Origin of the sequence: Bacillus sp. FSL K6-2865, assembly GCF_040311405.1 — a bacterium.
GTDB lineage: Bacteria > Bacillota > Bacilli > Bacillales > Bacillaceae > Bacillus > Bacillus velezensis.
Genome location: NZ_CP152036.1, coordinates 35,961 through 50,746, shown reverse-complemented (window position 1 = coordinate 50,746; position 14,786 = coordinate 35,961). Strand labels below are relative to the sequence as shown.

Annotated in this window: 17 protein-coding genes and 1 rRNA gene; 1 reads left to right on the top strand and 17 read right to left on the bottom strand. The window is 43.9% G+C overall.

Annotated elements, in window-relative coordinates:
* Positions 1-134: 134 nt before the first annotated feature.
* The 3 genes from NYE42_RS00265 to metG all read right to left on the bottom strand — a co-directional run bounded on the left by NYE42_RS00265 (position 135) and on the right by metG (position 4,430).
* A complete protein-coding gene (locus NYE42_RS00265; RefSeq protein WP_099686894.1) occupies positions 135-1,460 on the bottom strand; it encodes a G5 and 3D domain-containing protein in 1,326 nt (441 codons plus the stop codon).
* A gap of 134 nt (positions 1,461-1,594) precedes the next feature.
* Entirely contained in the window at positions 1,595-2,362 is a 768-nt protein-coding gene (locus NYE42_RS00260) for a TatD family hydrolase (protein ID WP_029326250.1), read from the bottom strand.
* A 76-nt stretch (positions 2,363-2,438) separates the two neighbouring features.
* On the bottom strand, positions 2,439-4,430 hold the full coding sequence (gene metG / locus NYE42_RS00255) for a methionine--tRNA ligase (RefSeq protein ID WP_011996169.1): 1,992 nt from the start codon (positions 4,428-4,430) through the stop codon (positions 2,439-2,441).
* A 483-nt stretch (positions 4,431-4,913) separates the two neighbouring features.
* On the opposite strand from metG, the gene abrB reads away from it, so the two are divergent.
* A complete protein-coding gene (abrB, locus tag NYE42_RS00250) occupies positions 4,914-5,204 on the top strand; it encodes a transition state genes transcriptional regulator AbrB (protein ID WP_169510469.1) in 291 nt (96 codons plus the stop codon).
* Positions 5,205-5,253: 49 nt separating this feature from the next.
* Here abrB and rsmI read toward each other — a convergent pair whose 3' ends face one another.
* The 14 genes from rsmI to rrf all read right to left on the bottom strand — a co-directional run bounded on the left by rsmI (position 5,254) and on the right by rrf (position 14,785).
* Entirely contained in the window at positions 5,254-6,135 is an 882-nt protein-coding gene (gene rsmI, locus NYE42_RS00245; RefSeq protein ID WP_020953847.1) for a 16S rRNA (cytidine(1402)-2'-O)-methyltransferase, read from the bottom strand.
* The gene (locus NYE42_RS00240) at positions 6,110-6,409 is read right to left on the bottom strand and encodes a GIY-YIG nuclease family protein (RefSeq protein WP_007409921.1); all 300 of its coding nucleotides are present in this window, start codon (positions 6,407-6,409) and stop codon (positions 6,110-6,112) included. The genes rsmI and NYE42_RS00240 overlap by 26 nt, the downstream gene beginning before the upstream one ends.
* Positions 6,396-7,139 (bottom strand): tRNA1(Val) (adenine(37)-N6)-methyltransferase, encoded by a 744-nt coding sequence (locus NYE42_RS00235; protein ID WP_007409920.1) that lies wholly within the window; start codon positions 7,137-7,139, stop codon positions 6,396-6,398. The genes NYE42_RS00240 and NYE42_RS00235 overlap by 14 nt, the downstream gene beginning before the upstream one ends.
* Before the next feature lie 60 nt (positions 7,140-7,199).
* A complete protein-coding gene (gene yabA, locus NYE42_RS00230; RefSeq protein ID WP_004264720.1) occupies positions 7,200-7,559 on the bottom strand; it encodes a replication initiation-control protein YabA in 360 nt (119 codons plus the stop codon).
* Positions 7,560-7,573: 14 nt separating this feature from the next.
* Positions 7,574-8,401, bottom strand: coding sequence for a competence/sporulation regulator complex protein RicT (gene ricT, locus NYE42_RS00225; RefSeq protein ID WP_004264723.1), 828 nt, complete (start codon positions 8,399-8,401; stop codon positions 7,574-7,576).
* 2 nt (positions 8,402-8,403) lie between these two features.
* Positions 8,404-9,393, bottom strand: coding sequence for a DNA polymerase III subunit delta' (gene holB, locus NYE42_RS00220; RefSeq protein ID WP_033575250.1), 990 nt, complete (start codon positions 9,391-9,393; stop codon positions 8,404-8,406).
* Between the two features lie 11 nt (positions 9,394-9,404).
* Positions 9,405-9,845, bottom strand: a complete 441-nt coding sequence (locus NYE42_RS00215; protein ID WP_004264730.1) for a DUF327 family protein — start codon at positions 9,843-9,845, stop codon at positions 9,405-9,407.
* Positions 9,846-9,857: 12 nt separating this feature from the next.
* The gene (gene darA / locus NYE42_RS00210) at positions 9,858-10,187 is read right to left on the bottom strand and encodes a cyclic di-AMP receptor DarA (RefSeq protein ID WP_004264734.1); all 330 of its coding nucleotides are present in this window, start codon (positions 10,185-10,187) and stop codon (positions 9,858-9,860) included.
* A 70-nt stretch (positions 10,188-10,257) separates the two neighbouring features.
* The gene (tmk, locus tag NYE42_RS00205) at positions 10,258-10,896 is read right to left on the bottom strand and encodes a dTMP kinase (protein WP_007409918.1); all 639 of its coding nucleotides are present in this window, start codon (positions 10,894-10,896) and stop codon (positions 10,258-10,260) included.
* A complete protein-coding gene (locus tag NYE42_RS00200) occupies positions 10,893-12,326 on the bottom strand; it encodes an aminotransferase class I/II-fold pyridoxal phosphate-dependent enzyme (RefSeq protein WP_144665026.1) in 1,434 nt (477 codons plus the stop codon). Before NYE42_RS00200 ends, tmk begins: the two co-directional genes overlap by 4 nt.
* 77 nt (positions 12,327-12,403) lie before the next feature.
* Positions 12,404-13,522, bottom strand: coding sequence for a toxic anion resistance protein (locus NYE42_RS00195; protein WP_352426689.1), 1,119 nt, complete (start codon positions 13,520-13,522; stop codon positions 12,404-12,406).
* Between the two features lie 15 nt (positions 13,523-13,537).
* Positions 13,538-14,152: a 5-bromo-4-chloroindolyl phosphate hydrolysis family protein gene (locus NYE42_RS00190; protein WP_352426688.1), complete on the bottom strand. Its 615-nt coding sequence runs from the start codon at positions 14,150-14,152 to the stop codon at positions 13,538-13,540.
* Positions 14,153-14,300: 148 nt separating this feature from the next.
* The gene (locus NYE42_RS00185) at positions 14,301-14,495 is read right to left on the bottom strand and encodes a sigma factor G inhibitor Gin (RefSeq protein WP_007409914.1); all 195 of its coding nucleotides are present in this window, start codon (positions 14,493-14,495) and stop codon (positions 14,301-14,303) included.
* 174 nt (positions 14,496-14,669) lie between these two features.
* Positions 14,670-14,785: ribosomal RNA gene (rrf, locus tag NYE42_RS00180) — 5S ribosomal RNA — on the bottom strand.
* Between the last annotated feature and the right edge of the window lies 1 nt (position 14,786).

Genomic DNA, 14,786 nt, shown 5'->3' with positions numbered 1-14,786 from the left:
TACTTCCTCCAAAAAAACTTTTTATATCCAAAACGAAACCTTTGCTTACATGTCACGTCTAATATACTGAAAATACACTTTACCTATTATAACGAAAAAAACAGAGGGCGCAAAACCCTCTGAGTGAATCGGAATTAATTTAAGATTTTTATTTTGACCTGTTTCTTTCCCCAGCGGTAAGCTGAAGATTTTTCAGGGAAAAAGACATCAATCCGTCTTCCTTTAATGGCTGAGCCTGTATCAGCGGCCACGGCATCCCCGTATCCGTCTACGTGGACTCTTGTGCCGAGCGGAATGACGCTTGGGTCTACCGCAATGACTTTAGCATTCGGATTGCTTGTCAGGTTAACGCCTGTAGCCGTATGGCCGGAACAGCCGCTGCAGCTTGCGGTATAAGCCGTGGAAGACACGGTAATCACTTTACCGGAAGATCCGGTTTCGCCAGAAGATGCCTTCACAGGTGCACTGAGCTGCTCAATCTTGGGACTGTGCCGCTTTGTGCCGACCGCAATGATTTGATCTTTGCTTTTTTCAGATGTTTCTTCTTTAACAAGCTTTCTTGAAACTTCTTTTCCATTTTCTTTGACAACATGAAAATGCTTTTTAAGTTTGCCTTCTTTTCCTTTTTGAACGATCTTTTCTTTCCCGCTGTCGAGAGACGCATCTTCTTTTTCTTTCACTTGATACGCTATTTTTTCCTCAACTACATCGGTGACTTTTTCGATACGAGTGATTTGTATGCCGGCCTGATTTTTTGTGAGCTTTTCGTGTAATGCCGGTTTTACTTTATCTTCGTCTTTCATGTCCATCTTATGCTGCGTTAAAAAGTCAGCGACCGTAGTCGAAGTCGTCCATATTTTCTTTTTCTTTCCCGCATCATTTACAGTGACCCGAAAAGCCGGGTCGACCGTGACTTTCATGCCGTTTGTCACTTTCGTATCTGCTGCTGGATCTATTTTATCGTGCTGATTCACAGGTGTATGCTGTTCATTCAGAAATGCGCCGACTGTTTTTGCCGTTGACCATAAAGTCTTTTCTTCTCCGCCTCTTGTCACACGGATCTGCTTTGCAGCTTCATACACGACATTCATGTTGTCTGCCAATGCTGTCTGCTTAGACGGGGTAATCCGGTCTTCATTTCTCGTCTCTATATGTAAATCTTCCAGAAGTTCCCCAACCGTTTTTGCATGAGTGCGTATTTGCTTTTTCTTGCCGTTGATGGAAACAGAAACTGATTGTTTTGAGAGCTCATGTGCCCCGTATGCAGTCCCGGTTCCGCCCAGCAGAATAATAGCTGCAATAAGAATAACCTTGCTTTTACCAAGCTTTACGGAAAACAGTTTTTTCATTTTTTGTGTGATGAAAAACGCCTCCTTCTCCTCGGAGAGATTATATAGAGTATCTAAAATGCTGTCAACCCTCCCATCTCGAAGATGAAAAACCTTCAGCGTATCCCTCATTATGCAAAAACAAAGCAAAAAAAGGAAGAGAGACATATCGACAACCTATCTTATGAGGAGAAGGAAGCTTGTAGAACCGTTTTACATATCCACTGAATCGGACAAGCCTTTACACGTTACGACAGCGCATTCTGTCAGTTCATGCGGAAAAGTCTTTTTGCGTTTTCGGTTGTAATTGAGGCAATTTCTTCATATGTCAGCCCTTTTAATTCAGCGAGCTGTTCAGCAACATATTTTACGTAGCTTGGCTCATTTCGTTTACCGCGGAAAGGATGCGGTGTCAGGAAAGGACAGTCCGTTTCAATCAGCAAACGGTCATTCGGAATTTCCTTTGCTACTTCTTTTGGTTTCTTTGCATTTTTGAAGGTAACCGGTCCGCCGAATGAAATATAAAAATTCATATCCATACACTGCCGCGCAACCTCCGCGCTCCCCGTAAAGCAGTGCATAATACCGCCGACTTCTTCCGCCCCCTCTTCTTTCAAAATCGTGACAACATCTTCCGTTGCATCACGATTATGAATGATAATTGGAAGGTTCACTTCTTTGGCGAGAGCGATTTGTTTCCGGAATACTTCTTTCTGAACGTCTTTTGGGGATTTATCCCAGTGATAATCAAGGCCCATCTCTCCGATTGCCACGACTTTTTCGTGAGAGGACAGTTCCTTAATCCATGATAAATCTTCCTCTGTCATGTCAATTGCGTCTACCGGATGCCAGCCGATCGCAGCGTATATAAAGTCATATTCCTCAATCAGCTCCATCGCACGCGTGATAGTGGGTTTGTCGAAGCCGACAACGACGATTCGTTCAACTTCTTCAGCCTTTGCACGCGCAATGACTTCCTCTAAGTCTGTGTCAAATTGCTCGGCATTTAAGTGCGCATGTGTATCAAAAAGCATCATAAAAACTCCTTTCTTGTTGAAAAACAAAAGGTGTTCGACGGAATGTTACACGTGAAACACCTTTTGCATCTATTTATTTAATTCGAGTGCCTTTCGGTAATGACTGGTCGACAGCTACAACTTTGAGAACGCCGTCTGATTCTCCTGCCAGTATCATTCCTTGAGAAAGCTCGCCTCTCAGTTTTACCGGTTTTAAATTCGTTACACAAATGATCTTCATTCCCACAAGCTGATCAGGTGTGTAATGCTTCGCGATACCTGATACAACTTGGCGCTGTTCAAAGCCCAGATCAATTTGCAATTTCAGCAGCCGATCTGCTTTTTTCACCGGCTCTGCGGACAAGACTTCTGCGACGCGAAGTTCTGTATCCATAAATTGATCAAACGTAATTTCAGGAAGACGCTCTGCTTCTTGCGGCTCTTCCGCCTTTTCTTCTTTAGCAGGAGCAGTTCCTTGCATTTTTTGCTTGATGTAAGCTACTTCCTCTTCAGCTTCAAGACGAGGGAAAAGCGGTTCCCCTTTTTTCACTTTCGCGTTCTTCAATTGACCGAATGTCTGAATGCTGTCCCATGCTTTAAGGGACTGATCCTCAACTCCTAGCTGGGCAAACATTTTTTCAGGCGTTTGTGTCAAGAAAGGCTGGAGCAATACGGCTGAGATACGTAAAGATTCAGCTAAATGATACATGACGGAACGTAATTCTTTTTCTTTTTCCTGATCTTTAGCAAGCACCCACGGAGCAGTTTCATCAATATATTTGTTCGTACGGCTGATTAATTGCCATAGCGTTGATAAAGCGACTGAAAACTCCATGTTTTCCATTGCCTTTTCATAAGCTTTAACCGTTTCACCGGCTACAGAAGAAAGCTCTGAATCAAAATCGGTCACATTTCCTTCATATGAACCAATCTCACCGTCAAAATATTTTTGGATCATTGCAACTGTACGATTCAGAAGGTTTCCTAAGTCGTTCGCCAAGTCATAATTAATCCGTTCTACGAAACCTTCCGGCGTAAAGACACCGTCTGAACCGAACGGTACTTCGCGAAGCAGGTAATAGCGAAGTTCATCCAATCCGTAGCGTTCAATTAACGTTACCGGATCAACGACATTTCCTTTTGATTTCGACATTTTTCCGTCTTTCATCAATAACCAGCCATGCGCGAATACTTGCTTAGGCAGCGGGAGATCAAGCGCCATCAGCATAATCGGCCAGTAAATGGTATGAAAACGGACAATTTCTTTACCGACAAGGTGGACGTCAGCCGGCCAGTACTTTTTGTAAAGCTCATCATTTTCCGTATCATAACCGAGCGCTGTAATATAGTTGAACAGTGCGTCAATCCATACATACACGACATGCTTCGGATTTCCCGGCACTTTTACGCCCCAGTCGAACGTCGTTCTGGAAACGGCCAAGTCTTCAAGCCCCGGTTTAATGAAGTTGTTAATCATTTCATTTTTGCGTGATTCAGGCTGGATGAAAGAAGGATTTTCCTCATAAAACTTCAGCAGGCGGTCTGCGTATTTGCTCATGCGGAAGAAGTATGACTCCTCTTTGATTAATTCGACCGGATGGCCGCTGTCCGGGCTTTTTCCGCCGACAACCTCACCCTTCTCATTTCTTTCCACATCCACCAGCTGTGTTTCCGTATAGAATGTTTCATCAGGGATGCTGTACCAGCCCTCATACTCATCCAGGTAAATGTCACCATTATCAAGAAGTTTTTGAAACACTTTCTCGATAATTTCTTTGTGCCGGCTTTCCGTCGTCCGGATGAAATCATCGTGAGAAATGTCGAGCTGCTTCCATAGTTTTTGGATTTCAGCAACTGCACGATCCACATAAGCTTGAGGCGTGATATTCTCTTCCTCCGCTTTCTGCTGGATTTTCTGTCCGTGCTCATCCGTTCCGGTTAAGTAGCGTACGTCAAATCCTTTTAATCTTTTGTAACGCGCCATCGCATCGCCGGCCACGGTAGTATAAGCATGGCCGATATGTAATTTTCCGCTCGGATAATATATCGGGGTTGTAATATAAAAAGTATTATTGTCTTGCGGCATGTTGCAACCTCCCATTCAGAATGTCGAAAAGCTCACGCCCAAAGGACGAGAGCGGTTTTATTTGATATACAATATTGATATTTGTCCTCTATCTATGATACCATCTTAGCCTTTAAGATCAAGGATATATACGTACTGCGCGTAAAAGAGTAAATAAAATTAAAAATTTTTATTGAAATTAAAAAAAGTCTTAACATGTCGAATTTTGTCGTTTATAATCTACTAATATAAAACATCTTGGTTCGAAAGTCTTGATTTAAAAGGATTTTCAGTAGGATAATAGGTTCGAAAAAGCAGTCAAAAAGCCTGTTATTTCAGGATTTCCAAGGCTTTACTTACTATAAGAACTAATTCTTACAATCAATAGTAAACAAAAAGATTGACGATTATTGGAAACCTTGTTATGCTAGGAATGTAAGGAATTTTGTCGAATAATGACGAAGAAAAATATAAACTACAAAATAATTATCTCTCGGGAGGAGACTGTTAATGAAATCTACTGGTATCGTACGTAAAGTTGATGAACTTGGACGCGTCGTTATCCCTATCGAACTTCGCCGTACACTGGGCATCGCAGAAAAAGACGCTCTTGAAATTTATGTTGATGATGAAAAAATCATCCTTAAAAAATATAAACCAAACATGACTTGCCAAGTAACTGGTGAAGTTTCTGATGATAACCTTAAACTTGCCGGCGGCAAATTGGTACTCAGCAAAGAAGGCGCTGAGCAAATCATCTCTGAAATTCAAAACCAGCTTCAAAACCAAAAATAAGCTATTTCATACAAAAACCGTTCTTGTTACGATACAAGAACGGTTTTTTTTATGATTGAATGTGATAAGCGTCATAAATCTCTCGTTTCGGTACGCCCCGATCTACCGCTGTTTGTTTTATGGCCTGTTTGGAAGATGCTCCTTCGTTTATGTAATGCTCCACATGCTCTTTCTCAGAAAGCTCCGTCCACCAAGGCTTTTCCTCTTCATCCGGTTCAGCGGTTTGATTTCCTTCGACAACGAGACAGAACTCACCGCGGATTTGATCTTCATTTGCCCATTCCATCACCTCGGCGATGGTTCCTCTGATGAATTCCTCGTACTTTTTCGTTAATTCTCTCGTGACGGCGATGGTTCGATTACCCAAAACGTCATGCATTGCTATTAATGTTTCTTTTAATCTGTGCGGCGCTTCGTAAAATATCATCGTTTCCTGCCGTTTTTTCAGGATTTCGAGTTCTTTCTTCTTTTCTTTTTTCTGTCTGTTTAAAAATCCGTAGAAGAAAAACGGCTGCGGGGTGATGCCTGATGCGGTCAGCGCGGTTAATGCCGCATTAGCACCCGGGAGCGGAACGACATATCCGCCGATTTGGGTGAAATCTCTCACAATCTCAGCCCCCGGGTCGGAAATTGTCGGCATGCCGGCATCACTGACCAATGCCACATTCTTTCCGCTTTTCAGCCATTCAATGATTTTATGGCCGCTGCTTTCTTTATTATGTTCATGATAGCTGATGAGAGATGTTTCTATGTCATAAACATGGCACAGCTTTTTCGTCTGTCTCGTATCTTCGGCAGCTATGACATCGGCCGATTTCAGCGTCTCTACTGCACGAAAGGTCATGTCCTCCAAATTGCCGATCGGTGTAGGAACAAGGTACAGAGTTCCCATTTCAGATTTTCCGTTAAAACTCATCTGGCGTCTTAACATATACAGCCTCCTTGCTGCGTCGTTTTTCTTCTATATATTGCTCTTTTTTCTTTCGGGTCAGCTGCTTAAAACGGTATTCCGCCTGCATCGCTTCCCGTTTTGTTTCAAATGATTCCGCATGGCATAACGAAACCGGCCTACGCGCCCTTGTGTACTTCGCGCCCTTTCCCTCATTGTGGGTTTTCAGCCGTTTTTGCAGATCATTTGTATAACCGGCATACAGACTGTTGTCATTGCACAGCAGCACATAAAAGAAATGACTATTTGTCTCCATATAAAATCGTGCGGATCTCTTTCGTATATTCATTTTGTTCATTGTATACGAACAGCGGGGGAAGAATTTTGAGATCAGGGCGGCCGCCTTTAATTCCTTCAACCAAAATGGTATTCGCTTCTTTACCTTGTTTCGGATAAATAAACTGAACCCGTTTCGGTTCTATTCGGTACGCTTTCATTAATTCAAAGATTTCCAAAAGCCTCCCCGGCCGATGAACGAGAGCCGCTTTTCCGCCTTGCTTCAGCAGTTTGCTGCTGACGGAAATCACATCTTCAAGCGTGCAAAGAATTTCGTGCCTTGCGATTCTGAGATGCTCGTTCAGGTTCTGCTCCGCCTCTTTCGGTGTTTTAAAATAAGGCGGATTGCAGGTGACAATATCATATTTATTATGTCCGAGTCTTTCCGGCATATTTTTCAGATCATCATGAATGAGACTGATCTGACCGCCCAGCCCGTTGTATTCCACGCTTCGGAGCGCCATATCATACAAGCGTTCCTGAATTTCAACCCCGGTGATATCAGCTTTTGACCTTGTGCTGAGCAAAAGCGGCACAATGCCGTTCCCCGTGCATAAATCAACGATGTTCCCCTTTTGAATCGGAACGTATGCAAACTTAGACAGCAGCACGGCATCTAATGAAAAAGCGAAAACCGTCGGACTCTGTACTATTTTCATATCCTCTGCTAATAAGTAATCCAATCTTTCATCATCACGTAATGAAACCATAATCTTATTCCTTTCGGCACTCTTTGAAAAAGGCTTCCGACATCAGCGGAAGCCTTTTCCTTATTTTTTATTTAAGAAGGACAGACAAAAAAGGCAATCTCCCTTGCGGACGCTCCCATAATGGACGTTGCAAATATGAAAGCCTTCTTGATACAGCCGGGCCAGATTGTCGTACCCTTCTCCTATATCACTCTGCTCTGCCTTCTGTGTTTTTGTTTCTTTCTGATCGGCTTTGAATTTCTCAATTTGCTCTGTCGTATCATCAAGCCGCTTACGCAAATGCTTATTTTCAAGCTGAAGATGGTGATTCTCTTCAATCATTTCGCCGATATGCTGCTTTAAGTCACCCAGCTGACGGTACAGCGAACCGATTTGTTCCTCCAGGTTTATGACAGTATCAAATAACTCTTTTTTATCCAAGGTTCCACACCTCGTTAATCTGTGGTTTGTGCGGATACGACGCCCTCTTCCAAGAGCTCTTCCCAAGTATATTCTATCACTTTTTCACGATTCTTCAGTTCCACCTGAAGCACCCGTTCCAGAATATTAAGACCGACAACCTTTGCGGGGCCGTTTGCCGTCGTAATCATTTCGCCTAAATCCGGCAGCTGTTCTTTTGCCGTCTCATACTCATCATTTTCGTACTTCAAACAGCACATCAAACGGCCGCACAGACCGGAAATCTTCGTTGGGTTCAACGATAAATTTTGATCCTTCGCCATTTTGATGGACACCGGTTCAAAATCACCGAGGAACGTGGAGCAGCAAAGCATTCTCCCGCATGGTCCGATACCGCCGAGCATTTTCGCCTCGTCCCTCACCCCGATTTGGCGCAATTCGATTCTCGTTTTAAAGATAGAAGCCAAGTCTTTGACCAATTCCCTGAAATCAACCCGTCCGTCTGCTGTAAAGTAAAAAATGACTTTATTGCGGTCAAATGTAAACTCAACATCAACCAGCTTCATATCTAAGCCGTGGTCAGCCACTTTTTTCTGACACACTTCAAAAGCGGACAGGGCCTCCTGTTTGTTTTCTTCTACAATGAGAAGATCGCGTTCATCAGCAACGCGTATGACCTTTCGAAGCGGAAGCACAACATCATGCTCGTCCACTTGTTTATTTGCGATGACAACCTGCCCGTATTCGACACCTCTTACGGTTTCAACAATGACGCAGCTGTCTTGTTCTATATCAAATCCGTTCGGATCAAAATAATAAATTTTCCCCGCTTTTTTAAAGCGGACGCCTATTACGTTGTACAAGCTTATCCCTCCTGCAACGTTAACACCAAGTGCTCCATTAATCCCTGCACATTCACATTGGAATGAAGCCGTTTTTTTGCTTCTAAAACAGCGAGAATTTGGTTCGTAACGCTTTGTTGTGTAAATTGCAGCGCATGCTGTTTTATTGATTGGAATAAGTCTTGATAAATCAGTTTATCTTCATTTCCAATTTGGATGGATAATACATCACGGTATATCAATAAGAGCATATCAAGACCCATTTCTTGATGGGTTTTTTCTTTGAAAAAGGGCACCCACTGATCCTGAATGAAGAAAAAGGCATGTCCTTTCCGCTGATGTAAGACTTCATACAATTTTATCACTTTCGCTCTGGACTCTGCAAACTCATCATTTCGACTTAATTCGACTGCTTCCGCAATATTATTTGTCATATTTGCTAAGAGCCGGGCCATGTGAAGGCTCACTTCCTGTTCAATCAGTCTTTCCTCTATGGCTTTCGGCTGAAGCGGCTGGAACGGAAGAACCTGACATCTCGAAACGATGGTATCCAGTATTCGGTGAAGCTGCTCAGTAATAAGAATTGCGATGGTATCTTGACTCGGCTCCTCTAAAAATTTCAGCAGACTGTTTGCCGCATTTGTCGTCATTTGATCCGCATGGGATATAATGTACAGCTTTTTATGCGATTCCAGTCCTGTTTTAGAAAACTCTTCCTGAAGAGATTGGATCTGAGCCTTTTTAATGGATAATCCGTCGGGCTGAACCACATGGAGGTCGGGATGGTTTCCGGATTCAATACGCTTACAGTTCCGGCACTCCCCGCAAGGCTCAGTCCCGCCTTCAAGGCAAAAAAAGCTTTTTGCGAGAAGCAGTGCGGCATCCAATTTGCCCGTTCCTTTTTTGCCTTCAAACAGATATGCGTGAGAAAGCCTTTTCTTTTCAATGCTGTTATGCAAAAGCCGCATCACTCTGGGCTGCTGCCCGGTCATTTCCTTCCATGATATTGCCATTGTATCACTCTCTATGTGTAAAGGTTAATCAATAAACCTTTTATTTCTCCGATTCGATCCAGCAAATCAATTGCCGGTTTTTCCTGATCTAACATTTCTTCTGTCAGCTGAAGCAGTTTTTCATCTATTTCTTTCACAAGCCCCAGAGTCCGGCTGCTTCCGTACAGGTCAAAGCTTTTCTCCGTCTCATGCGATAATCCGCTGTCTACGGCCTCTTTTACAAAACGTTTTACCAATCCTTTGAATTTCGCTAAGTCTTTGAAGTTTCTCGACTTCGTCAGCCTTTTCCCGAACGTTTCTATATCCGTTAAGAACCTGCTCAGCTGATCAAATTTCAGCTTGCTGCTTTGGCTGTCCATTGAACTTTTAAATGTTCCGGAAAGCTCTGCCGCTTTATAAGCAGGCTGCTGCTTTTTCTCAATAAATGTACGTAAGTCAGAATTTATTTTCACGTCGTCAAATCCTTAAAATTGATGAAATTCATCGACCGGGAGGACAAAGACCGTCGCTCCGCCGACTTCCACTTCGACGGGATATGGAACGTAGGAATCCGCATTCCCGCCCATCGGGGATACCGGGGCAATCATCTGATCACGTTTACAGCCATTCTCTTTAATGAGGCTGAGCGCTTTATCAACACGGATATCTTCCACCCCGATCATAAACGTCGTATTGCCTGATTTAAGGAATCCGCCTGTTGTCGCAAGCTTCGTCACCCTGAAGTTGTGGTCGGTTAATACTTTCAAAAGCCTGTTGCTGTCCTGATCCTGCACCACTGCCACTATTAGTTTCATTCTCTAGGCCCCCTTTAGGTTGGAAAGAACATTATCGTTACATTCATTATAGCAACTTATGAGAAACAGGTCACAACTGAATTTTTTTCAATGCTTCATTTATCACTTGAAGTGCGTCCTGAATGACGAGTTCCTTCTTTTTCGATGCGTCGATTGTATGGAATCTTTCCGGAAAACGCTGCATTACCTTTTGGTATCCTTCCCGTACTTTCGTATGAAAGTGCAGGGCCTCAAGATCGAGACGATTCTTCTCTCTTGAATCATTCGACGTAATCCGTTTCAACCCTTCTTCCGGCTCAATAGAAAAATAGATGGTGACATCAGGCATCGTATCGCCGATTGCAAACTGGTTGATAGAAAGAACTTCATCAATGCCGAGCCCTCTCGCATAGCCTTGATAAGCCAGCGAGCTGTCGATGAAACGATCGCACAGCACAATGCGGCCTTCTTTCAATGCAGGCTGCACCTTTTCGACTAAATGCTGTCTTCTCGCCGCAGCGTAAAGCAGCGCCTCCGTTTTTGCATCCATCAGTGTATTGTTTTTATTTAAGATCACTTCTCTGATTTGTTCCGCAATGTCGATGCCCCCCGGTTCTCTTGTCGCTGTCACCGGGAGCCCCTCTGCCGACAAAATCTCTTTCATTTCCTGAAGCACAGTCGTTTTCCCTGCACCTTCAGGACCTTCAAATGTTATAAATAAACCGCTCATGATTTCTCCTCTTCTATATAGACAAGTAATTGTTCCCCGTTTAACAAGCCTTGAATATGCGCGTCCATGCCGATTAAACGGGAAAGCTTTTGTACGATCTCTTCTGTTATCCGTTCTCCGTCCATGATCAGCGGAATTCCCGGCGGATAAGGAATAATGTTGCCCGCATGCAAGCGCCCGGCCGCCTTATTTATATCTGCAGGCTCTTTTGTAAACTTCCGCATCTCATTTTGCGGGTATTCAAGTGTCGAAATGGACGGAAATGTCCAATTCACGGCATCCGGCAATTTATCGGGCGGTGTATTCTCCAGTTTCTGCTGTATGTTTCTTACGGTTGCCTGTTCTATCATCCGCCGGCCGCCTATCGGCAGTACGAGCAATACTTGGTACTCGTCAGCCAGCTCGGCAACAATGCCTTCACTCTCCAAAATCCGTTGTAATGAATAGCCGGAATGTCCGAGCTTTGACCGAAGAATTAATTTTAACGGGTCCGCCCGCAGCCCATATCCGGAAGGCTCGATTATTTCAATAGAAGAAATTGATGCGAACCTTCGTTTGATTTTCTCAATGCGCTCCATATGAACGGGAAGTGTCCCTTTTTCAGCAATATCCTGCACATAAGCGCGCGCCGTATCTAAAGATGCCATAATCGGGTATGACGGGCTGCTGCTTTGCAAACTGCTTACATAATAAGTTAATCGATCTCTGTCAATTCTGGTGCTGTTCAAATGAAAGTAAGACCCCATCGTCATAGCCGGAAGCGTTTTGTGAGCCGATTGAACAACGGCGTCTGCCCCCATAGCCAATGATGAAGGCGGGAAAGGCCGGCCTAACACAAAGTGAGCCCCATGTGCCTCATCCACCAGTACAGGAACGCCGTATGAATGGGCTTTGTTAACTGCCGCAGTCAAATCGGCAGCATGCCCGTAGTAAGTCGGATTGGTCAGAACAAGTCCTTTCGCGTTCGGATATGACGCCAGCGCTTTTTCGATGACTGAAAGGGATACATGTGCCGGCACATGCATGTTTTCATCGATTTCCGGCGCCAAATAAACCGGCTTGGCTCCGGCCAATGCCGCCGCATGGAAAACAGACTTGTGACAATTACGCTGGATCAGAATGGGTTCACCCGGTTCACACACAGCTAAAATCATCGCCAGATTGCCGGCGGTCGTTCCATTGACGAGAAAGAAACTTTCCTGAGAGCCGTAAAATCTGCTCACCAAATCCTGCGCTTCCTTAATGACCCCCGTCGGGTGATGCAAGTCATCAAGACCCGTGATCTCAGTCATATCAATAGATAAAAGAGATTGATATACAGATTTGGCTTCATCAAAAAAGACATCTCCATTGTGATGTCCCGGAACATGAAAAGAATACGTATTTCGGTGCGCATGCTTCATCAGCGCTGTATATAAAGGTGTGTCCATTTTTAAACAAATCCTTTGCCTGTCTTTCTTATTATATCGTGCCTGCGAGCCAACTTAAAGCTAAGACTTTTTGGCATCTAGCCGTTATCCCGGCCGGATCTCATATCAAGCAGCTTCTTTTTTAAATCGCCTTCCATGATAACAAGCTCCTCCTCGGCACGCCTGCGTTTCATCCTGCCTTCTTCTTGAATAGACATGATTTCTTCAAGTGTGCTGACTAAGCTTTCCTGCACTTTTTTGAGGGTTTCTGCCTCAACAAGTCCGCGCTCATTGGCTTTCGCGGTCTCGACTGTACTTGTTTTCAGAAGTTCAGCGTTTTTCAGCAGCAATTGATTTGTCGTATCCGCCGCCTTCTGCTGCACATCTGCCGCACTCCGCTGCCTCATAAGCGTCAGCGCGATGGCGACTTGATTCTTCCATAAAGGAATAGCCGTAACAATGGAGGACTGAATTTTCTCTGCCAGTGCCTGATTTGTGTTTTGAATCAGGCGGATTTGCGGCGCACTCTGAAGCGTAATCTGCCTGCTCAGCAGCAGATCATGCACCCTCTTATCCAGACGGTCGGCAAACTGGCGAAGATCATTCACTTCCTGCGCGGCCATTTGATTGGGTTCTTGTAATTCGGCTTTTCTTGCCGCTTCGGGTATCAGCTTTGTTTTCAGCTCATCTAATTTTAATTCCCCCGCTGCTATATACATAGTTAAATCAGTAAAGTACTGTTTATTTTGGGCGTACAGCTGATCTAACAATTTATTGTCACTCAACAGCACATTTTTAGAATGTTCCAGCCTTCTGCTGATACGGTCAATCTGCACACTTGTCTTTTGATATTTCGAAAGCACTTCCTGTACAGAACCGGACACCCTTTTAAACAGCCTGGCGAAAAACCCTTTGTTCTTCATCTGCAGATCATCAGGGTTGACCTGGTCAAGCTTCAGCATCAAATCAGCCAGTATCTGTCCCATCTCTCCTGCATCTTTTCTTTGAACGTGCTCTATCATCGTGTGGGAAAATTCCAGAAGATTCGCCTGCGCCTGTGAACCAAACAGTACAATGCTTTGCATGTTCTCAGGGTCCAGTTTTTCAGCGAGCCGAAGTGCCGCTTCTCTTTTTTCTTCCGGCAGCGTATCTGCAAGCTTTAGAGGAGTCTGGTCATTTTGGGCGCCCATGCTGTCGTCGGAACGGTCTTTGGCCATTTCCTTCTTCCTTTCTTATTTTCTCAGTGAATGCTTTGCCATATCTAATTCAAAGTGCAGGTCGTCGATGTCCTCCTTCATCAGTTCATGAAGATCCTCTTCCAGCCTTCTGGAAAGCCCTGCCAGAGTCATCCTCGTCTCACTCAAAGACATTGATAAATCTTTATTTTTTCGCGGCTGTGATGAGAGCAGAGCATACTTTTCCGTCAGTTCTACAACAGAATCAAGCGTTTGATAATAGAAACGCTCTGCCTGATAAAAACGCTTCGGCTCTTGCTTTGTGAGCAGATATATTCGCCGGGTTATCCGCAGTATCTCTGCATTCTGCTTCAGCATTTGTATACTTTTAGAGCGAAAAAGCGCCCTGCGTAATCGGATGATTTTACCCTTTGCTTCCTCAAGATTTTCCTTAATATAAGCATATTCTTTTCTTGTCAGCCGGTGTTTTTTTAAAAAGAGACGCTTCGCATTCCACAAGCCGGCCGCACTGACTGCGGCTCCGCCGGCTGCCCCGTATAAAAGCGAATACAGAAAAGGCTGATGCCCTATCGTAAAGAAGGTTATCCCCGCTAATACAAAAACTGTGCTGCCGCAAAACGTCCATTTCATATATTGAATAAACGGTTTCATACTTGATCGACTCCTATTTATTCACTTTTATCAGTATTATCTATTACATTCCATGTCTAAACAAGTTCCTCTTCTTATCGTATCAGTTCTTTTATAAAAAGTGTAAAAACTCCTCTGAATCAAGGCAAAAAAAAGACCCTTTTCAGGGTTAAGAATATAACGTCGGTGTATGAAGGCTTTTCAGTTTACGAACGAAAAATTCATAATTCGGATCAGAGGTCGGAGTGGAAACTACTTTCTTCTCACACTCTAAACATATAAATTTCGTATAAATATGGATTCCCCTGCTTTTTTTGGTTTCACAAACAATACATGTTTCTTCATGGCTGGACGTTTCATTCATTTTGCCCACCTCCGTATGAATAGCCTTCCCTTAAGCTGTTGATTGTATACACAATTTGAACCTTTTTGAAGTTTGCAATTAGTATATGGGCGTTCCCGTATTTCGGTGTTTGTTTTGTTTTTATTCTAAAACAAAAAAGGCAACTCATGATGAGCTGCCTTTACCGTAATAATAGCTTGGCGGCGTCCTACTCTCACAGGGGGAAACCCCCGACTACCATCGGCGCTGAAGAGCTTAACTTCCGTGTTCGGCATGGGAACGGGTGTGACCTCTTCGCTATCGCCACCAAAC